We start from the raw sequence: 20,494 nt of genomic DNA, 5'->3' as shown, positions 1-20,494 counted from the left end.
TAATGTATAGGAAATACGTCCCCTTTCTGCTCTTTTTGTTCTTCTTGTATGGTTGCAACGGTAACAAACAAGAGGAGAAAGAGGACGTTTCCGTTTTCGTGGATTTACCGCAACTGAAAGCGGAAGGCGAGATCACGGCGGTGACTTTATACAGTTCTACCTCCTACTTCCAATATAAGATGCAACCCATGGGTTACGAATACGATCTGATAAACGATTTTGCCAAGAGCCAAGGTTTGAAATTAAACATCAAGGTCGCCGAGAATCCTGCCCGCCTGATCGAGATGCTTGAAGCCGGCGAGGCCGATGTTGTAGCCTACCCTATCCCAATCAATAACAAGCTGAAACAAGAGGTCATTTATTGCGGCCGGGAGGATATCTCCAGTCAAGTATTGATACAACGGGCCAATAAAGGCGATAAGCTTCTTACCGATGTCACTCAATTAATCGATAAGAATGTTTACGTAAAGCCTAACACCAAATACTCCGAACGACTGAAGAACTTGGATGAGGAACTCGGCGGAGGAATCCATATCCAAAAAGTGGAAAATGACTCCATTGCTACCGAAGATCTTATCGAGATGGTCTCCTTGGGCGAAATTCCCTATACGATCAGCGATGATAACACCGCCCGCCTAAACAAGACTTATTATTGGAATATCAATGTCGACCTAAAGGTTAGTTTTCCCCAACGCTCTTCATGGGTGGTAAGGAAAAGTAGTCCGGACTTGGCGAAGGCCATCGATGAATGGGCTTCCGATAAAACGGGTAAACATTCTTTCAAGGCAGTTACTAAGCGGTACTTTGAATTAAGCAAGCGACCTTTTACCGCAGATATTCCGGAGGTAAAGAATGGACATATTTCCCCGTATGACCCTTTTTTCAAGAAACATGCGAAAAACATCGGATGGGATTGGCAGCTGCTGGCGTCTATTTCCTATCAAGAGTCTCATTTCAATCCTACGGTTGTATCGTGGGCCGGTGCCGAGGGGCTTATGGGAATCATGCCAAATACGGCGAAGGCATTAGGTGTCACCCCGCATGAATTGAAAGATCCGGATACGGGAATCCGTACGGGAGTAGATTGTTTACGGCGCTTCCGTCAAGGTTTTTCTGAGATTACGGATCCTGAAGAAAAAGTCAAGTTTACCCTAGCGGCTTACAACGCTGGGATCGGACATATTTACGATGCGCAGCGATTGGCCCGAAAATATGGAAAAGATCCCAATAAATGGGATAATAATGTAGCGGAATATATTCGTTTGAAAAATGATCCCGAGTATTATAACGATCCTGTTTGCAAGCATGGATACTTGCGTGGCTCAGAAACATATAATTACGTCCGGGAAGTGTTGGAGCGTTATCATTACTACAAGAAAAAGTCATAGTTATAAAAAAATTCATAGCTATGAGTGAAAGTAGTCATAACTATGAATTTTCTGCAAGTAAATGCCACTTAAAAATTATAGGCGACACCTATGCCTAATATTTCTTTGAACTGGACCTTCGCCCCCCGTTTCTCTCCATTATCCTCAAAAGTTTTCACGTCGTTATCATATTTAAGCGTCGTATTGAGTGTAGCGGACAGGAATTTATTAATCTTCATGCTTATCAATACATCCCAATTGACATCGATATTTCCGAATTGATCGCTATAAGGAGTAAAAAAGTCAGCTGTAGTAATCAAGTTCACGTTTTCCATCACGGTTAATTCCGCACGAGCTTTCAGGTAAGCTCCCCATTCCATTCTGAAGCGATCTCCCGGATCGACCCCGAAAGCTCCTAACTCGGAAAGGTAATCATCCTCCACGAAAGTCATCTTCGTGGAAGCCGGAGAAAGATAAACCGAATAATTGCTTTTGGGACGATATTCCATACCTACGGAGATATTCGAATACGCCGGCGCAAAGAAGTTCGATATATAATGTGTCTTATCAGGATAATTATATCCTTTGGCAAACTGGGTGTTTAAATCTCCCATCAACGTATAATACCATACATTATTGGTGGAATATCCTAATTGGGTAGACAGGGTTATATTATCGGTACTTTTCCTCATTCCCTGCGATTTAGTCTTTGATAATCCGTAATCGAGAGCGAGATTGGTTACCCATAACCAGTCACCGCTTTTATGTGTTAATGCCCCATTCAGATACGCATTTCCGGCAACAGAGTTCTCACCGCCAGCCGACCAATTCGACATCGCCGTTTGCGACAAGTTCAAACCTGTCACACCTTTCAGTACCCATTTGCCTTCCTCATATCCTTTATCATCCGTTTGACTATATGTGATTGTCGTTAATGCGACAAACAATGTCATGAAGAATATACGTTTCATATTGTGATATATTTTAGTTATTAAAAAATAAGACGTCCTATCATTTAAACAGGTTTGATTAATTTTTGTTTAGAAAAGCCTAAAGTTGAAAGGATGTCACATTTGTTACACCTTTATACGGATAAACCCCTTATTTTTGTATCCGATAATTAAGTAATTTGATTTATGGAACAGTTACATGCACACGAAGTCCTTCATATGATGGAGGGTAATAGTTATTCAGAAGCTTCTTTAAAAGAAGCGATCGTTAAGACTTTTGGTGAGGATCAGCGTTTCTATACTTGTTCGGCAGAAAATATGGATACGGATGAGTTAATCGTATTTCTGAAACAAAAGGGGAAATTCATGCCTGTCGAAAATGGTTTCACGGTAGATATTACAAAGGTTTGTAATCATTAAAGATTCTACGACACTATCAATGACTCTAGGCTAAATCAAAAGAATTTAGCCTAGAGTCATTTGCCTAAAGTTAAAAAAGACTTTCGATTTTACTCAATGGATAATACTATTCCTATAAATAATCGCAAATGATTTTTGCATCAATTCATAATCTTTATCAGAGACATAACTTGGCCTACGGTTACCCGCGTGATTTATCATCCAGACAAAAGACTCTATATACTTTAGTATCTTATTTGACTTATCACTTTTTATACGTGACAAATAATCCATTTTTCCTAAAAGATAATTACTCACTTCAAAAACACTCATCTTATTACACTCATTCAACAATGATATTAATTCAAGGTCTTCCATAATCTTTATTTTTATTACTACAAATATAATATATTTAATCAAATAAACAAATCATATAGACAGATTTTCATCTTTAATTCTTTTACATAAAATAGCAAAAATGGAAAATGAACACATCTCTAAATTATATACCACTAATCTAAATGAGATCATTGAAGTTCATTGCCATTAGATAGGAAGTAGTTTCCTTAAAAAGAAATCAGATGGTCCTACAACAATAAAAATAGGCTTAAAAGAAAAATATTTAATAGATTTGTTTTGATATTCAAATAATAAAGATTATGTTTGATGCGCATTTTGTTGCAAGTGAAAATATTGGGGATTTTTTGACGTTCTGGAATAACACAGACAGCAACCCGGCAAGTTTTGTACTACCGGGTTGTTTTTTATCCATGATTGATCCTATACGTGTAAAAGTGTGAGTCCGAAAACCTACCATACCTGCGAGCCTTCCAACAAACATTCTATAGGCCTTTTATGTTATGGTTGTAAAATGGTCTATTTATGCTTACTGGTTTTTTAAATACCTTAGCGACTATAATAAGTGTGACAAGCCTTCTGATTGTCACCTATGGTGCATTAATCGGAGTCATCTCATTTTTCAGAAATGAACTTAAGCGACTTACTGGTAATTATTCCATTACTAACATAAGAAAACTAAGAGCTGCATTCGGTACATACTTACTTCTCGGACTAGAATTTTTGATAGCGTCAGATATCTTAAAAACAGTATTGGAACCAACACTTAATGAATTGGCCATTTTAGGTGGAATAGTCGTGCTGAGAACAGTTCTGTCTGTCTTTCTGAATAAAGAGATCAAGGAACTAGAGACTGAAAATAAAGATACCGAGTAGATCCCATAAAGTTTTCAAGGGAAAGTACAGAAAAATGGCGCTTAAGTCTTACATGAACAGGATTTAAACGCCATGAAGTAAAGTTAGAAAACCAAACCGCTCGGCCTTCACAGGTGAAGCGGAAGTGGATATATTGCCTTAAACTAATACCTTATATTATTACAACCAGATTAAAGATCATAATGTTTATGCTTTTGATGAATTTCAATAGCCAAAATAAAACAGAAAATAAAAATCCGCATCCAGCATCACTGCTACATGCGGATCAAAAATAACAAACTCTTACAAGAGTTAGGCACTACATAAAGTTGTATTATACTAATAAGCAGACTGAACCGCATCAAAGTGTTGATTCCTTATGTTGTTTTTTTCTCATCATTTACATATTCCAAAATGTCGCTTGGCTGACAGTCTAATGCTCTACAAATTGCCTCTAGGGTACTAAAACGAATTGCTTTCGCCTTTCCCGTTTTTAAGATAGAAAGGTTAGATAATGTCAAACCAACTCTTTCAGAAAGTTCGTTCAAAGAAATCTTCCGCTTTGCCATCATTACATCTAAGTTTACAATAATAGGCATAATTAAACTGTTAAGTCATTCTCTGATTTCATATCTATCGCATTTTGCAATAATTTTTCAAATACAGCCACGGCTGTCGCAACTACGATAGCGACAAAAGTAGTTACGATACAAATGGCAAGAAAACCTGCGGGGTCATCTTCTGTATTATGGGTCAACCTTATAAATAGTCCTGCCACCACGATTAAAATACTTAGTAAGATCGCACAATGCTTTATGTTCTTCAAAGTCTTTACAGAGTTTGTTGAAAACACTTTATTTTGCCCAATATAACCGAGCAACCTAAAAGCATTGTACAACGCAACAAAAAAAGCGATTGACGCTCCATATCCATATAAGATAAATGGATCAGCGTAAGTACTAAATAAATCTAGGTGTGTGGCTCGTCCCTCAGTTAAGGGAAACCAAATCAAAATAATAAGTGCCACAATACCGATAAGAACAATAACTGTTTGAAGAAATGCTGTTGAAATTCTTTTCATGACGTATGATGTTAATTTTAAACGACGTTGCAAATGTAATAAATATTTATTGATAAACAATAAATGAATAGCGAAATTCAAAAAACAGTCTCTTTCTCAAGCTAATTAAAAAATCTGGACTTGAATCGCCAGTGTAGTGTCGAAGTACAATGATCTCCCATTTGGAAGGGAGAATGGGAATAGAAGAAAAAAAGAACGCCTACCTGAAAAGTGGTAGACGCTCATTGCATACGGTTATTGGGACAAATATAGAGTTTATTTCTATCTTGGATTATCCTATTCATTAATAACTACTTCATCTCTTCTCCCTTTTCATTAAAGATAGCGATAGCCTCCTTGCCCTCGATTACCAAAATCACCTTAAAGAGTTTACCTTCAGTCTTTTCCGCAACATATACCTCTTGGATCGCTGAATCCGGATAAGATTTTTAATTAAACAATCTATTCATATTAACGTAATCAATAGATATAGAACAACGGATATGCCGAATTTCGCCTATCTACAGATAATCATGACACACAACATCTTATATTTTAGCATTAACATATGGATTCCATGCGGAAACAAATAAAAATCCGCATCCAGCTTCACAGCTACATGCGGACCAAACAAATAACAAACTCTACTTATATGAAAAAACAAATACTACTAACAAATTATTATACGATGACTACTATCAAGGTGACTTCTGAGTCATTTTATAGTATAACAGAAGATTGTTTGAAAAGGTTCACCAGTAATTTCTTTTAGGCTGAGAGCTTTTCTTTTTATCGACTGTTTGAATATAAAACATTTCAAGCTGCAAATTGTTTTACAAACAAAGATAAAAATGATGATTGATCGGTTTGAGGCATGATTAAGAAGTTACTTTCTATATTATTGTTTATGATAATGCTCTTTGCCTTCCGGATGAATGCGGAAGCGGATGAGGAACACTTTTCTAACGGTTCCTATCGTTAGCGCACTAGGATTAACATTAAATGAAAGCGCTTCCGACGCTATGGTTGGTGGAGCAGTTACCCAAAACGACAAATTTCAAGTAAAACACGGCGATTACTCCTAAATATTTAGGGATAATCGCTTTTTTATGAATAGATTTCAAGTAAAATTAGGACATTTATCCAATTATATCCGTAATTTTAGCCCAATTAAATCAATAGCAATTATGGAAAGAATCGTTAATCATCCTATTTTAACAATTCCACAAGAGGGAGAACACACTTTTTTATTCAATGGCAAACCCGTAACGGGAATGAAGGGTTTTACCATCGCCGCCGCCTTACATCAGGCCGGCTATCCAGTACACAGTCATAGCGTAAATGGCCGCAACCGTTCGTTGAATTGCGGTATCGGTAAATGTGGCGCCTGCGAAATGCTGGTAGACGGAGAAGTAAAGCGTATCTGTATTACGAAAGTAGACAATGTAAAGGAAGTATCGGAAATAACAGTACAGAATTATACGACAGATTCCCAAATAGAACCCAGAGAAGAACCGGTAGAGATCTATCGAACCGATGTGGCCATCATTGGTGCCGGCCCCGCTGGATTAGCTTGTAGGGAAACCTTAAAAGAGCTAGGCTTGAACAGCATCGTAATCGATAGCAATGATAAGATTGGCGGTCAATTCTTGATGCAAACCCATGCATTTTTCTTTTTCGAGAAAGAGCGGCGCTTTGGCGGTATGCGTGGTTTCGATATAGCGAAAACTTTAGCCGGAGACGACCACTCTGGTATTTTCTTACATTCTACGGTCTGGGATATCCTACAAAATAAGCGTATCGCCGTAAAAGACATGCTTAACCATAAAAATTTTTATGTAGAAGCTCAAGCCTTGATAGTCGCTACTGGTGCGGTTCCTTTTATGCCGACCTTCGAGAATGATGATGTGCCCGGAGTTTATACAGCGGCAGTCGTACAGAAAATGATGAACGCTGAATTCACGTTACTCGGCAAAAACATATTGACAGTAGGCGCCGGTAATATAGGTTACCTAACGTCTTACCAATTGATGCAAGCCGGAGCGAAAGTCAAGGCTATTTTAGAGGCGATGCCCCATGAAGGTGGATTTCCGGTACAAGCGAATCGAATTCGCCGCCTTGGCATACCTATTTATACCTCTCATATGCTTTTGAAAGCCATTCCAAACCAGGATCGGACAGGTATCACTGGCGCGGTTGTCTGCGAATGCGAGAACTTCAAGCCAATCCCGGGAACAGAGAAAGTGATTGATGGTATTGATGTTATTAATATATGTACAGGATTGATTCCCGACAACCAATTGCTAACCAAAGGCCAATATACATTTGGAAAACGTTGTGCCGGCGTAGGTGATGCTATACGAATCGGAGAAGGTACTACCGCCGTACTAAGAGGAAAGCAAGCCGCTTATGAGATCGCCCAAGAGCTAGGCGTACGTTTCAACTACAACGATTACTTACAAATATCTAAGGAATACATCGACTCCCAGCAACATCTGATCCGCATCAAGGAAGAGTCCCCAAGGCCCACTCCCGAACGTCAAGCCCAACGCCCTTTCGTTCGTTTGGATTGCCTATACGGTTTCGCTTGTAACCCTTGCTCTTTCGCTTGTCCTCAAAAGGCGATCACCAAAAGCTCCACCAGCGTAACGCCCGAGATCGATTACGAAAAATGTACCGGCTGTATGCAATGCGTATCCCATTGTCCGGGGCTGGCTATTTTCGGCTACGATACCCGGAAGCAAAACTTATTCTTACCGGTAGAATACGAGGTAGAAGAAGGTGCCGAGGTGTGGCTCGTCGATGATAACGGGAAGAAACAAGGCGAAGGTATCATTGAGAAAGTATTAAAGAAGCCGACAAAAACAAACGTGGCCCGTGTGAAAGCGGCAGGAATGGAAAACGATGCCTTATTGAATATCACAGGATTCATCGTAAAAGAAAACTATCCGGAGGAAATCGACTTCAAGCAAGAGCCGGAGTGTGAGTCGGAGACCTATGTTTGCCATTGCGAGGACGTATCTTTGGACGAGCTACTTTCCGCCATTGGGGATCGTAAATATATCTCCGTCGACGAGGTAAAACATATCACCCGCCTAGGAATGGGGCCATGCCGGGGAAAACGCTGCATACCCCGCCTACGCATGAAACTAAGGGAAAAAGGTATCGAACTGGTAGGCGACGCTACCCCCCGTGCTCCCCTATCTACCCGCTTCGTCCTAGGGGAAATGTATCCGCAGCGTCAGATAGCGGATACCTATAAAGTAGATTCCGGAAAGCAGGTTCGTAAGACGGAAGTCTTAATCGCCGGCGGAGGTATAGGTGGTAGCGCATTATTCCGTTATTTTGCGGAAGCCGGTAAAAAGACCGTGCTTATTAATGCGGATCGAGGATCATCATGGCGTAATATCGGTGGTGGTCGTCCAGCGTTCTCGATCCCCGAATTAGCGGAGATCGCCCGTAATAACCAAACGATATTCGAGGAGACACAAAAAGAATACGATATCCATTACCGTGAGATACGCTATATCACGTTCGCCCACGACGAGGCTACCTACAATGATCTGGAACGTTCCTGCGGTTGGTCCAACGCTTATTTGATCGACAAGAAAGACTTCCAGAAAGAGGTGTCTCCCTACTTCAACACGAACCAAAACACCTATTTCGCCGCACAAATCTCCCAGCATTGTTGGCAAGCTACCCCGGGGCGTGTGATAGACTTTATACGAAACAAAGGCAAAGAGCGGCAAGGTGAGGTTTTGGAAGACACACACCTAGTGGAAGTACACAAAAACGGTGGAAAATATCACGTCTTATTATATACGCATGATAAGCGATACATCGAATACGAATGTGATCATTTCGTGAACGCCCTCGGTTATAGCGCCGAGCGTTTCGCCCGCATGCTAGGCCTTTACACCGGCCTCTATCCGGTCAAGCACCAAGCGTTGATTACCCATCGCCTACCGAATCTGGGTAAAGACGGGGATATCCTCGATATGTTGATAGACCGCCGGAAACGTAACGACTTCTCCGCTGTCTACGGTCAGCAATTCGCCGAGACCGGACAAATTATCGCTTGCGCCTCCCCCGCTGTCGACGCTAAAGCGGAGATCAGCAACTTTGATGAGTTGAAGTTTAATACCCGTCGTTTCATGGAGATCATCTCCGAGGTGTTCTGCGATTGGATTCCATCGTTAGCCACAGTACCCGTACAAGCCACATGGTCCGGTTATTATGTAGAGCCTCGCTACATTATCGATCCGGATAACGGACTATTCGTCGGTTTGCAAGGTCACGGCTTCATGCTCGCTCAATACTTGGCTAAACTATACGTAGATAAAGCGTTAGGCCGTACCGTTCCGGATTATATGGAGCGATTGAGGCTCGATGGAGACGGAATTAGTGAGAAAGCTTTCAAATAAACTATAAATAAAACAAAACCTCCTCTACCACAATTGGTAAGGGGAGGTTTTGATAAAACCAATCTTTTCTATTTTTGTTATTCTATATCCATAAATAGTAATCATATGAATATAGAAACAACAGACAACTCCCCTTTGCTACAGGAATGTATAGAAGAATTGATCAGTAGTAAAATCGATGAGGGGAAAGGAAGAACCGCTGGGAATTATCGAAGCGCATGGAATAAATTATCCACCTTTTTAGGTCCGAGAGTAACGGAGTTTACATTTGCCGACTTAACGACCGATTTTCTTCATCACTATCTTTTATGGTTGATGCAAGGGGAAGACGGGAAACAGGCTCCCTTGAAACCGGGTAGTTTGGACTTCTACATTCGTAATCTAAAGACAATGTACAACAAGATCGCTCAAGATAAACAAATGGATGTTCCGAGAGAAAGCCCGTTCTCCGGCCTGCAGATAAAGGTCCCACCCACCCGGAAAAGGGCTTTGCCAAGCCTCGACCTACAAAATCTGGCGACTCTTGAGCGGCCCAAGAACCCACACGCCTGTACGGCCCTTCACTTGGCTCTTTTCTTATTTTACGCTAGAGGTATGTGCTTCGTGGATGTCTTTAATTTGCGACACAGCAATATAAACGATGATTATATCCACTACGTACGTAGCAAGACTGGCGTAGCGATGCAAGTAAAGATCACCCCCGAGATGAAGAACATCATATTCTCTTATCGGCGTTTCAATAACCCGTGGATATTCCCTTTCTTACACGAGAAAATCAGCGGAGAGGGAGAAGTCACGGCCCAGTCCGCGCTTCGGAGAGTGAACCGCCACTTAAAGAAAATGGGAGAGCAATTACACTTCGAACAGCCATTCACTACCTATGTGATGCGGCATAGCTGGGCTTCCATGATGCTGGAGGCGAATTCGGAAATCGGCATTATCAGCCAATCCTTAGGACATATGTCCCTACGGACTACCGAGATCTATCTTGGCCGGATATCAGTATCTAAAATAGACAGGGCCTCCGATAATATGTTGAATAATTTGGTTCGCGGCTCTTCCTCCCGGCAAAGAAGTAAAAATAAGGTGATGGCTTTAAGAGACAATCCTCCTATACAAATAAAAGAGACAATCGGCAAGAAATGCAAGAAGCTCATTTCCTCGATTGCCTCTAAGTTATTCTCATTTATTTAAAATAGTTCATGCAGGAATGCCAAAGGGTAGATTCGTCAAGGCATTCCTGCACAGCCCTTAGAATGGATACTATTTCTCTTCACCAAAATTAACGGTATTCTCGACATTGTCCACATCATCAAAGACAGCCACGTTGCCGTTTGTGATCGTTACACGGAGGTCGGCACTATTAGGGCCGGCGATATTCACCGTCAGCTTATAATGATAATCCCGATAGATATTGTAATCGGTCACCAAGTCACCCCCAAGATAGAATTTATACTCTACATCGATCGGCGAAGAGTATGCTCCTCCACCCAAAGGATACTGATATTGCCCTCTTACCAATAGATAAGTGCATCCTTCCAAAGATCCGCCAGCCCCCGGTCCCATATCCTTCTTATTCTTCTCTTGCGCCGTGGTAGCTAAACCTGTACCCCGGATATTTTCCGCCATATAGAAAACTCCTTCTTTATCACCGAGTGTTATTCCTGATACAGGTATCTCCTCCGTATAGAAATTAGTAGATAAAGGACTTGAAATCGTTGGATATGTCGAGTCGTCATCATATAGCCGGGTTGCTTTAGGTACATTTGACATAATAACCGGTTTCGTATCAATTAACTTAAAATTGCCAGAGGCCACTGAAGAGTTCACGGTCACGGTCACTTTCGCGAACGCCCTGTACATACGGGATAATACGACCAACTTCATGTCAGCCTCTGAGCTAGAGGGATCCTTCGTATAGTCGGTCGGTCCCGAAGATAGTATATTAGTACCTGTTGGAGAGCCATCTGATGAATAAGTAATACTTTTCGTTTTAGCCATCAATTCTGTTACAGAAAGGGACGTAGGGATACCACCTTCTTTTACAAATAACTTGGCGGTAACCTCCGTCGCATTCATATCCTCCGCATTTACGATGATATAAAACTCACTAGTCTCGTTCTTGAAACGCATATCATCCTTCATTAATTGAATCAATAACTGGTCATAGGTAGTGCTACTACTTCCCGGCACAGCCGTTATGCTATTCCTATCGGCAAAGACAGCTTTCAACAACTCGGTTCCATCCTTTTTAAACTGTAAAATCCATACATTATATATATTAGTATTTCCCAATTTAAGAATTTCCGGTTCCGTTCCCGCTTTCGTCTCTACATCAATCGTACCCGGTACCCTTAACAGGAACTGGAAAGCACATTCCTCCCCTCCTTCGGATGTTGATGGTATCATTTCCTCATTACTACATGCCCCTAGCAGCAAGCATAGTATACAAAATAAACTTATTCTTATTCTCATTTTCAGTTCCTCCTTATTCTCCACCAACGGGATCTGTCACATTTTTTATTTCCGTGAATTCCAATATGCCCAATGTCAGTTCTGTTTCTTTAAAATCCCCAAAGAACTTCAAGGTAAATTCAAAGCTATAGGACATACCGGGCAAGAAAGTCTTACGAGCGGTAGCATTGAATACAAAATGACCGGGCACAGATCCACCATTTCCATTTTTATCATAATCTACCGTTAAATCAATTACAAACTGTAATTCCGACCCGCTTAAAGGCAATACGATTTTACGTGGATCTGAGGTATGAGGCAGGCCTACAGCTACGGAATTATTGAAAGAGCTAAAATCCACTCCGTTGTTTTCATTCGCAACTCCATCCGAATACCATGCATTATCCCCTAGCCGATAAGTTCTTGAATCAGATAAGTTTTTCATCGTTATAAAGTTTACACGCAAGCCTTTTACAGTAACAGGAGATACACTAGCCGCTTTTACCGACACCTCTACTTGCGAGCAAAGCCGCGTGAACGGATTCGTCAAGGTAACCGACATCGTGTTTTGTCCCGCTTTCTGGGGCTGGACAGTTATATCGTTCATGAACGTATACATAAAATCTTGCCCATTTTGCACGGTCACCAGATTTCCATCACCCAATTCCGGCGCATTCTCTTCATTGTAGGAAATGAAATAAAGGTTATATACACCCCGATACAAAAATAGGGCCTTGCCCGATTGGGCGGTGACCTTTCCATCCGCACCCACCACATAAGTACCTTCCGCCGAAGGAGTACCAGTCTCACCAGTCCCAGTCTTAGTACCGGTCTCAGTCTTAGTCTCCACCTTGAAAGCATAGACTTTAATCAACGCTTTATCATTCAAGACTGAAACGGCCGCAGCCTTGGTTACATTCGCTTGATAAAGATCGAACTCCAAGGCAACCTTATCACCTTCCCCTTCTTCCCAAAAAGATTCCTTTTGGCAACCCACCAACGTGACCAAAAGCCATAGACTTACAAAACTTAATACATATCTCATATCTCCTCCCTTCTTATTTAAATACCCACACTCGTATTCTGATCCGTACTATTTTGCCAATCGTATACGGTTACGCCCTCGAATGTACCTTCCATCTTATCAATACGTATCTTATAGACATAATGATAACCCGCCAACCATTTCACCCCGCTTTCGGAAGAAATAGAGGCAGTCTCAAACTCACGTTCCACCCCGTCTACATCCACTGTCAAACGGAACGACAATACTTGCTCGGCTGCGTCCATCGGGGCTACGAGACAAGATATGTTCGGTTGCGTCAACGAGGTTTCCAATATTTTCGAACCGGTCAACTCTATCGAGGATGTCCCCGCTAGGCCATTCAGACGCCCTAGTTCCTCCCCTGTCCCGTTCAATCGCATGTCCGCCTTACCGATTTGCAGACGTCCGGTGTTACTACGTATATCTATTTTTTTCAGCGTTAAGATCTCATCGCTGGCATTCGCAGACTTATAGATATAGAAACTCACCTTTGTCAAGGCATGGAACAATTGAAGGCTGATTATCTTTGAGGTTTTGGATGCCTGAACCGGCGTAGCATAAAGGTAATCGATCTGTTTACCATCGAATGTATCCGCATCCCGGACCGTGACCTCGACAGAGTACACGCCGGAGGAGGCTGTTACGTTAATGGCCTTACCTTCTTCTTCCGTAGGATAATAAGCATACACATCCGTAGCGGTACTACCCAGCAGTGGCGCAGATTCACATCCCCATGTTACTCCGGATTTGGAATACACCGGATTCACCCATGTATCACTGGAGTTCTTCAAATACAATTTCACGTTATCCACAGAGGTAGTCACAGCCTTCGTAACAGCGTCGTCAGCCAAAGAGACCGATCGCAGCTCAAGGGTGGAACCTGCCTCCACCTCCGGTATCCCGTCTGACTGGCAAGCTCCCAACAGGGAACAGAGGGCCAATCCCCAACCTAGATTATATAAATTTCTCATATTCTTCATTCTTTATAGATTTTAAATGGATCAAGTGGCGCTAACAGGATTGTCGGGAACCGTTGTCTCCGTAAACCCCATTACTTCCACGGAAGTCAATATCAATTCATCGGATGACGTGAAGTTATATACATAGTTCTTACTAGCCCCAAATGTGTATGCTGGCTGAGTAAATGTTTGTTGTGTAGCCTCTGGACTTGAAGCACCGTCAAGCGTACGGGAAACGCTTAGCTTGAAACTCATACTCGCTCCCGGTCTTAAGATACAGACGAAAGTATGCTTATCACTAGCTACGGTATTATCCCCTGTATGCAACATCTCGATCGTTTCAGAAGAAGAGGCACCAGTCCGGATGCCATTGCCTGCCAAGGTAGCCGTCACATACTTATATTTTGTAGTAGTCCCCCCTGATGAGGCATAATTAATTGAGATCGTGATCTTCGCCGCTACCGGCATGAAGGTAAAGTTTACCTTATTGCTACTCAAGGTAACGTTAGAGCCGCCTTTCGCCTCCAGTTTATTACTTTGCCAGAAATTCTGATATGATTTCTGGTCTTGCAGAATAGCGGTGAAAGCTGCCGGATATGAGGCCGAGAATGAAAAAGCCGTAGATGATCCGGAAACCGTCAACGATTTTCCCGCCGTTTTCGGAATCCACCCGTTAGTGGCATCCTTTCGGTAAGTCACGGTTTGGCTCCCGTCATTGATCTGTATCTCATCGCCCGTACTAAAGCTACTCTTATCATAGTTCGTAGCGTCGACCGCACGGGTAGACAGAGAAGAAACGATCTCCGCCGTCACCTCCAAGGGCTGTCCACCTTCCAGATCCACCTCTGAGGTACAGGCGGGGGCGAGCAATAGCAATAAGCCTCCGGACAGGTGGAGCATGGTTTGTCGTATATTCATAGTATAATGTATCATAATGCTATATAGTTGTTAAGTTAAATTTCCTCCAGCCATGATCTCATCCGTCCATTTGCCGATGGTACAACTTTCCGGGATCAGCATGTCGTTATGCAAGGTCAAATTATATGTATAGTGGTAACCGGTCCGCAAGGCACAACCCGTTAAGGTAGCCTTGTAGGTAACACCATCGCAAGTGAGAGAGACCGTTAGATCCGTAGCGGAGGTTCCCGCGCTACCACCTACAGCCCTTAGGATACCACACCATTCATATCTCCGGGATGCATCGCCCGGGTAAGGCCGATATAGCGTGATCGTCTGGTTCGTAGATACAGCCGTACGTATCCCCGTCGCCGCTACCGTAACGGCATCATTGGCGATAGAGGTCTCACGCTTCACGGTAAACATCAAGGTCAACTTCGAATTGACGTGCGTAAAGGGCTTGCCGCTCGACGTAAAGTCCAACGTACCGTCGCTGGATGTAGCATCACCCGTTTTCAGCAGGTTACTGGCCAGATAAGCAGCGCTCGTGGTTTGAAACTGGTTGATGGCCGAGTAATCCGCCGGAAACTGCGCCGAATACGTAACGGCAGGCTCCAAGGTCACAGGCGAGGTTCCCACCACGGTCCATGCGGAAGTTCCGTCATACCGATAGCTGGCCGATTGGGAAGCCGCCGTCCCACTTGCCTTTTTTGTCCTTGTCACCTTTATCTGATCGCCGGAAAGGAAGGATGTCCTATCGAAACCATTATCCGAGCTAACCGCCTCGCCGCTTTTGGTAACAGGGCTGATCTCGGCAAGTACCGTCACCGGGATTCCCTCCGGAGCGGAAAGCCCCGTCTCTATCCCGTTCGTGCAACCGTAGAGAGCCAGCGCCATGTTCAAGGCTCCCATCCATGCTAAACTGAGGTTCATGTAATTCATATTCATATTTTTCTTTTTATGCCGTAATTAATAGCCGCCGGGCTTAACGTCTCCCGTTCCTGCTGAACCGCTCTCCATCCAAGGGACGATATTGGCGTTCACCGTAATCGCTCGGTTGGATAAGGTTATTTGTATTTTGTGGGTATGTCCTCTTTTCCAAGTGATCTGACTTAGGTTGGCGGATAACGTCCGGTCATCCGTAGTGCCATCCCGCTTGCCGACCACTACCGTAAGGGTCATGTCAGTCGATACCAAAGGAGCCACCAGCCCATAGCCTACCTCCACCGGAACACCCGCGGCACCGCAAAGTATGGCGGTGGTTTTACTCGACGCATCGTTTTTAGGGGTAAAAGTGAGTTCGGCGGTCTTTGTTCCTTTAAGTATCCCATCCGCGATCTGCATCGTTCCCGTGCCGGTAATGAACGCATTGGAGGATGCTTTCAACGTTATCTTCTTCACGTAATCATAGGTCGTATTCACGGAACGTCCCGTGGCGGATTGCATCGTGAAGGAAAGGCGGGCCAACGCATGTTGCAGGTAGATTTCCGGCTGATAAGTACCGCTTGAGGGGGAACCGCCGGACGGCGTGGTATTGCTGGCCGTAATAGCGGTAACCTCTCCTACCGTGTTGCTGGCGGAACCGTACATATAATCGGTAGCGTCAGAATCCCATCCCTTGCCGCCATAGAAATTCTGGTGAGCGGGAAGGGTGGTCGCTATGGTATGCGTCGTGGTAGTCGTTGATTTTGTGAGGGTGGCGCTCGTCGGGCTATAGGCATAGATTCGGGCCTTTACACTCGATAAATTCACGGTGGGATCGCCTACCCAATCGTTTCCGCCGCTACCTACCGACTGATAGGTGAAGGTGGAAAGGCCGGCATCCCCCGCCGTACCAACCCCGCCATAGGGAGTATAGCTGTCCTCTGCTTTAGTAACGAAAAGTTTTACCGCGTTAATCCTTCCCTCACCCTCCGTCGTGGAGGTTCCGCTTATGATGGAGCGGGTCTCGACACCGCTCATGTGGAATACGGGTTGTAAGAATGCCCCTGTCGTGTCTTCCGGCAAGGAGTCGTCGGAGGAGCAGCCGGATAAGAGCGCCAGTATCGCCAACAGGCCTACACCGAGGTGTAGCGGACGTGCGTTTTTGTAAATATCTTGTATCATAGGTCGTATAGTTTTTTTAGATAGTCGTACTTGTATTGTCGGATGATTCATTCGTCCACCCTACCACATTGAAGCCGTCCAGCTTAAGGCCGGTACCGTGGATGGAGATGGTGTATGTATATTTATTTCCGGCGGACCATTCGCCACCGTCGGTAATGGTGTCTAGTTTCATTTCCTTGCCATCTACTACGACGGTCAAGGTAGCGGCGGTAACATTTGCAGTGCCGGAGGGGAATGGTACGCCGTAATTGATGAACTCGATTCCGTCTGTGGTAGCGGCAACGGTTACGCCGCCATTTACCGTGTACTCGTACTTTACCTGTGTACCCGCCTTCGCTCCGGTTAGGTTGCCGAGGGCTCCGTCCTTTAGGCTCATGGTGGTGGTACCATTCGTTTGTAGTGTCGGGATGGGGCGACTATAGGTTATTTTTGTCAGGTTGCAAGGACCGACGTAGTCCGTGTGTTTCTTGAACTTTAGGCTTACCAAGCAAAAGGCATGCTTAAGGCCGAGGTTTATCTTCTCGCCTTTTGAATCGGAGGCTCTGTGGCCGTTATCGGCTATGGGTTGAGTGGTATCAAAGGTATTCGTGGAAGTGTTATAGGCTACACCATACATATAATCGTTACCGGGAACTGTGAAATCCAAGGAGGAGGCATTCGTTACCGTATTCGAATAGGCTATGGCAGTGGCTCGTACCGGGATGGTATAGACCGGGGAAGAGGCATTTCCGGCCGCGGTTATCGTGGTGGCATCCGTGACTGGATAGCAAGAGTAGACTATGGCTTGCTGGGTGCTTAGCCAGATCGTTTGATCCTTACCGTTTATCGTAGCGGGTTTTAAGGAACCCTCTTGGAGGGTGTATTGGCCGTATGTACCATGGGGGGATGTGCCGTAATGGTTTTCACTTGCCACGTTATTTACGGCGTATAAGCCGATGGCCTTTATATCGCCGGATGTGGCAGTGGCCTTGGTGAGGGCTACGCTGGCGATCTGCGGGGACAGGGCGACAGGGGTATCCGGATCAACCGGGGGTACGATGGGGTCTTCGCCATCCTCGCCGCCGCAGGCGAAAAGGGAAAGCGATACTGTTGTTAATAATAGGTATCTATACGGTTTCATATTTATCGTTGTTTATATTGTTCGTTTATTTGCCACCCGGTTTTATTATTACCACCCGGTCTGATTGTTACTACACAGATTTCGTGTTTTGTATTTCGTGTTTTGTTGTAGAGACGGGGCGTGCCCCGTCTCTACAACCCTAGACTGTAGGTTAATTAACTTTCAAATCATCATTGCCGGTTACGGTGCCCCAAGCGGCTACGGTTACGGTGCCTATGGATAATTCCTTACCGCTAAGTTTTACGGTATAGATGTTTTCTTTCCCCTGCTCCCAAGTAACTCCTGTCGCATTATCAGCTAACGCTACCTCATAATCCGCTCCATCAATCGTAAAGATGGCTTTGGTATTATTTAGGGCTTGGTTAGTTATCGGCAAAGCCAAGATGCTGAATCGGTATGAAGCCCCTTTAGCTGCATTATCGTCTGATAAACCAGAGTCTCCTTTCTTTTTCAAGGTATAAGTAGCGCCAGTAGCAAACTCACGGATATAAGATCCCGTTGTCAAGGAACTATTATTAGCCAAGGTTCCCTTATCAATATTCATCGTAGCAAGAGGATTGCTATTACCGCTTACCTTTTGATTAGGTACATCCTTCAACTGTATCTTCGATAGCACACCTTTATTCTTATAAGTTCCATCATTGTAAATGCGGAAACTAACCAAAGTCAAGGCATGCTTCATGGTTAGATCAACAGAGGCATCTATAGAGGTTTCCTTTTTCGTGTTGCTCGCAGTTATCCAATTCGTCTCAGAGCTACCTTGGTCCGCCCACATATAATCGATTTCACCTTTCGCTGAATTAATCTTTGCCTTATTGGTATTTGTCGTTTCAGAGTTGTCTATTAATGTCGAGGGATAATCCCTATGCGCATCATCAGTCGTTCCAGCAAAGACCGTTACTGGGATTGTGGAGTTATCCGTAGCGGTATTATCAGATAATACTAGAGCTGTGGTTGTGGCTAACTCTTGATTTGTTCCGGGCTGATAAGCCGGATAATAAGCGTATATCTTTGCCACTTCGGAGGTCAGATAGATCTTTTTATCTCCGCTTTTCCAACCTGCGGTTCCTGTCGTCGAATAAGTATATAATGCGTAATTATTGCTTTTCGCATTCGTATAAGGATCTTCACCCGATACGACTGTCCCCTTTAAGCGTGCGTACACCGCTACGCTTTTCATGACATCATCTTTACTAGCGTCAGCTTGGGTACCCGAATTTATCACGCTTTTCGTAAGCGTCACCCCCGCCGTAATCCCCAGCTCTACGGCATCCGGCTGGTTGGAAGGGAGGATGGAGGGGATATTGTCCTCGTTGCTACAGGCAGCCAAGAAGAAGGGAGAAAGAAAGAGTAGTTTATAGTTTATCAGTTTTCTCATGATTACTTTTTTTGATTCGTTCTATTAATTGTTCAATTCGTTTAGTCAGTCAGTGGATCAAGTCTAGGTTGCCATCGACATACGAGGGAGTCCATTCGGCTACCTCCACGGAGGAGATACCTAAAGAGGCATCGTAGATATCCAACGTGATCACGTGAGAGAAACCGGGCTTGAAATTATCCTCAGATATTTCATCACCCATCTTCACGGATACGTCGGTAAAGGTACCGATCGAAGTCTCGACCGTTATTTTCACATTGCCCGGATCGGGTGTAGGCGGCAGATACAGGCAGCCCAGATCGATGGGACCGACATTTGATGCCCCTACCGTGGCGTTGCCGGCAGGCTGGAGGGTCACGTCCGAGGTACCGGAGAAGGTGGCCTTGCCCGTAGCCAGCGGAACATTTACTGCCGTAGGTATGCTTTTCACGATAATCTTGTTCACCTTCACCTCCAGGCCTCCGGCATCATGCTTCTTTGCCTTGAATACCAGCTGGGTAAGCAGGTGGGCGTAATTCAATGAGCGATTCGCCTCGACCCCGGCGACGGTATTGCCCGTAAAACGGTTACCATCCCACTTATTACCCGCCAAGGGGCCGGCGTACATCAAGTCCATATGCCCGTCAAGGGTATAGCTTACGGTACCCTCGGTGGCATCGTACGAGTTATCGCCCGCCACGGGAGATACGCCGACCAGATACACGTTCGCTCCCATGCGGGGATAATGGTGCTTACGAGAGGCATCCCATGAGATACTCCCGCCTACCGCCACATCAGCCGTCCGCTCTACCCATTCCTCGTAGAATACGGCATCGGCCCAACTTGTGGTCACGTCGGATACGGGGGTGGAGAAACGATCGGCAAGACTCGTATAGTCGGGAACACCTGTGATAGCGTCGAGACGGGTCACGCAAAAGAGGGTGGTCTTGAACGCCTCCGCCTCTCCCACTTCCGCTTTCGTGCTTATGGACGTGTCCGGGTACGTCGCCCGAAGCTCGATCGGAGGATCAGCGGAAGGTATCTCACCTCCCGCCGATCCATTGTCCGAGCAAGCGGCCAACGATCCCATGACTATCATCGACAATATGTATATAGAGAGTTGTCTCATGATGGTTGAGGGATA

The 20,494-nt window shown here is 44.3% G+C and carries 18 protein-coding genes; 5 read left to right on the top strand and 13 right to left on the bottom strand.

Going from position 1 to position 20,494, the window contains the following annotated elements; translation table 11 throughout:
• The first annotated feature begins 2 nt into the window (after positions 1 to 2).
• On the top strand, positions 3 to 1,388 hold the full coding sequence (locus ACYIA1_RS06485; RefSeq protein WP_048927278.1) for an MltF family protein: 1,386 nt from the start codon (positions 3 to 5) through the stop codon (positions 1,386 to 1,388).
• Positions 1,389 to 1,456: 68 nt separating this feature from the next.
• On the opposite strand, the gene ACYIA1_RS06480 is transcribed toward ACYIA1_RS06485, so the two are convergent.
• On the bottom strand, positions 1,457 to 2,338 hold the full coding sequence (locus tag ACYIA1_RS06480; RefSeq protein WP_011966289.1) for a DUF3078 domain-containing protein: 882 nt from the start codon (positions 2,336 to 2,338) through the stop codon (positions 1,457 to 1,459).
• A 165-nt stretch (positions 2,339 to 2,503) separates the two neighbouring features.
• On the opposite strand from ACYIA1_RS06480, the gene ACYIA1_RS06475 reads away from it, so the two are divergent.
• Positions 2,504 to 2,737 carry a YecH family metal-binding protein gene (locus ACYIA1_RS06475; RefSeq protein ID WP_048927276.1) on the top strand — a complete coding sequence of 78 codons (234 nt, stop codon included), beginning with the start codon at positions 2,504 to 2,506 and terminating at the stop codon, positions 2,735 to 2,737.
• 93 nt (positions 2,738 to 2,830) lie between these two features.
• Here the strand turns inward: ACYIA1_RS06475 and ACYIA1_RS06470 are convergent, their stop codons facing one another.
• Complete coding sequence (locus ACYIA1_RS06470) at positions 2,831 to 3,094, bottom strand: hypothetical protein (protein WP_227154340.1); 264 nt, start codon at positions 3,092 to 3,094, stop codon at positions 2,831 to 2,833.
• A 504-nt stretch (positions 3,095 to 3,598) separates the two neighbouring features.
• On the opposite strand from ACYIA1_RS06470, the gene ACYIA1_RS06465 reads away from it, so the two are divergent.
• The gene (locus ACYIA1_RS06465) at positions 3,599 to 3,949 is read left to right on the top strand and encodes a DUF1622 domain-containing protein (protein WP_008772200.1); all 351 of its coding nucleotides are present in this window, start codon (positions 3,599 to 3,601) and stop codon (positions 3,947 to 3,949) included.
• Between the two features lie 356 nt (positions 3,950 to 4,305).
• Here the strand turns inward: ACYIA1_RS06465 and ACYIA1_RS06460 are convergent, their stop codons facing one another.
• Together ACYIA1_RS06460 and ACYIA1_RS06455 are read right to left on the bottom strand one after the other, a co-directional pair.
• Complete coding sequence (locus tag ACYIA1_RS06460) at positions 4,306 to 4,527, bottom strand: helix-turn-helix domain-containing protein (protein ID WP_005862373.1); 222 nt, start codon at positions 4,525 to 4,527, stop codon at positions 4,306 to 4,308.
• A 2-nt stretch (positions 4,528 to 4,529) separates the two neighbouring features.
• On the bottom strand, positions 4,530 to 5,009 hold the full coding sequence (locus tag ACYIA1_RS06455) for a DUF2975 domain-containing protein (RefSeq protein ID WP_057326559.1): 480 nt from the start codon (positions 5,007 to 5,009) through the stop codon (positions 4,530 to 4,532).
• 1,166 nt (positions 5,010 to 6,175) lie between these two features.
• Between ACYIA1_RS06455 and ACYIA1_RS06450 the strand changes: the two genes are divergently transcribed.
• Together ACYIA1_RS06450 and ACYIA1_RS06445 are read left to right on the top strand one after the other, a co-directional pair.
• On the top strand, positions 6,176 to 9,412 hold the full coding sequence (locus ACYIA1_RS06450; RefSeq protein ID WP_480334762.1) for an FAD-dependent oxidoreductase: 3,237 nt from the start codon (positions 6,176 to 6,178) through the stop codon (positions 9,410 to 9,412).
• Between the two features lie 105 nt (positions 9,413 to 9,517).
• The gene (locus ACYIA1_RS06445) at positions 9,518 to 10,606 is read left to right on the top strand and encodes a tyrosine-type recombinase/integrase (RefSeq protein ID WP_005862537.1); all 1,089 of its coding nucleotides are present in this window, start codon (positions 9,518 to 9,520) and stop codon (positions 10,604 to 10,606) included.
• A 69-nt stretch (positions 10,607 to 10,675) separates the two neighbouring features.
• Here ACYIA1_RS06445 and ACYIA1_RS06440 read toward each other — a convergent pair whose 3' ends face one another.
• From ACYIA1_RS06440 to ACYIA1_RS06400, 9 genes are all read right to left on the bottom strand, one after another.
• On the bottom strand, positions 10,676 to 11,821 hold the full coding sequence (locus ACYIA1_RS06440; RefSeq protein ID WP_233523998.1) for a DUF4906 domain-containing protein: 1,146 nt from the start codon (positions 11,819 to 11,821) through the stop codon (positions 10,676 to 10,678).
• Positions 11,822 to 11,900: 79 nt separating this feature from the next.
• The gene (locus ACYIA1_RS06435; protein ID WP_227154344.1) at positions 11,901 to 12,911 is read right to left on the bottom strand and encodes a BF2992 family fimbrillin-A clan protein; all 1,011 of its coding nucleotides are present in this window, start codon (positions 12,909 to 12,911) and stop codon (positions 11,901 to 11,903) included.
• A 17-nt stretch (positions 12,912 to 12,928) separates the two neighbouring features.
• On the bottom strand, positions 12,929 to 13,882 hold the full coding sequence (locus tag ACYIA1_RS06430) for a fimbrillin family protein (RefSeq protein WP_227806139.1): 954 nt from the start codon (positions 13,880 to 13,882) through the stop codon (positions 12,929 to 12,931).
• 30 nt (positions 13,883 to 13,912) lie between these two features.
• Positions 13,913 to 14,788, bottom strand: coding sequence for a fimbrillin family protein (locus ACYIA1_RS06425; RefSeq protein ID WP_233563968.1), 876 nt, complete (start codon positions 14,786 to 14,788; stop codon positions 13,913 to 13,915).
• A 30-nt stretch (positions 14,789 to 14,818) separates the two neighbouring features.
• Positions 14,819 to 15,715: a fimbrillin family protein gene (locus tag ACYIA1_RS06420; protein WP_230328005.1), complete on the bottom strand. Its 897-nt coding sequence runs from the start codon at positions 15,713 to 15,715 to the stop codon at positions 14,819 to 14,821.
• A 21-nt stretch (positions 15,716 to 15,736) separates the two neighbouring features.
• A complete protein-coding gene (locus tag ACYIA1_RS06415; RefSeq protein ID WP_480334758.1) occupies positions 15,737 to 16,873 on the bottom strand; it encodes a hypothetical protein in 1,137 nt (378 codons plus the stop codon).
• Positions 16,874 to 16,889: 16 nt separating this feature from the next.
• The gene (locus ACYIA1_RS06410; RefSeq protein ID WP_480334756.1) at positions 16,890 to 17,993 is read right to left on the bottom strand and encodes a fimbrillin family protein; all 1,104 of its coding nucleotides are present in this window, start codon (positions 17,991 to 17,993) and stop codon (positions 16,890 to 16,892) included.
• Between the two features lie 151 nt (positions 17,994 to 18,144).
• On the bottom strand, positions 18,145 to 19,371 hold the full coding sequence (locus ACYIA1_RS06405) for a fimbrillin family protein (protein WP_480334754.1): 1,227 nt from the start codon (positions 19,369 to 19,371) through the stop codon (positions 18,145 to 18,147).
• 49 nt (positions 19,372 to 19,420) lie between these two features.
• Positions 19,421 to 20,479: a fimbrillin family protein gene (locus tag ACYIA1_RS06400; RefSeq protein WP_480334752.1), complete on the bottom strand. Its 1,059-nt coding sequence runs from the start codon at positions 20,477 to 20,479 to the stop codon at positions 19,421 to 19,423.
• Positions 20,480 to 20,494 lie beyond the last annotated feature (15 nt).

The sequence above is a fragment of the Parabacteroides sp. KHUB-02 genome (assembly GCF_056640955.1).
Note: the sequence above shows the minus strand (reverse complement) of the source record. Positions and strands in the feature narration are given on the sequence as shown.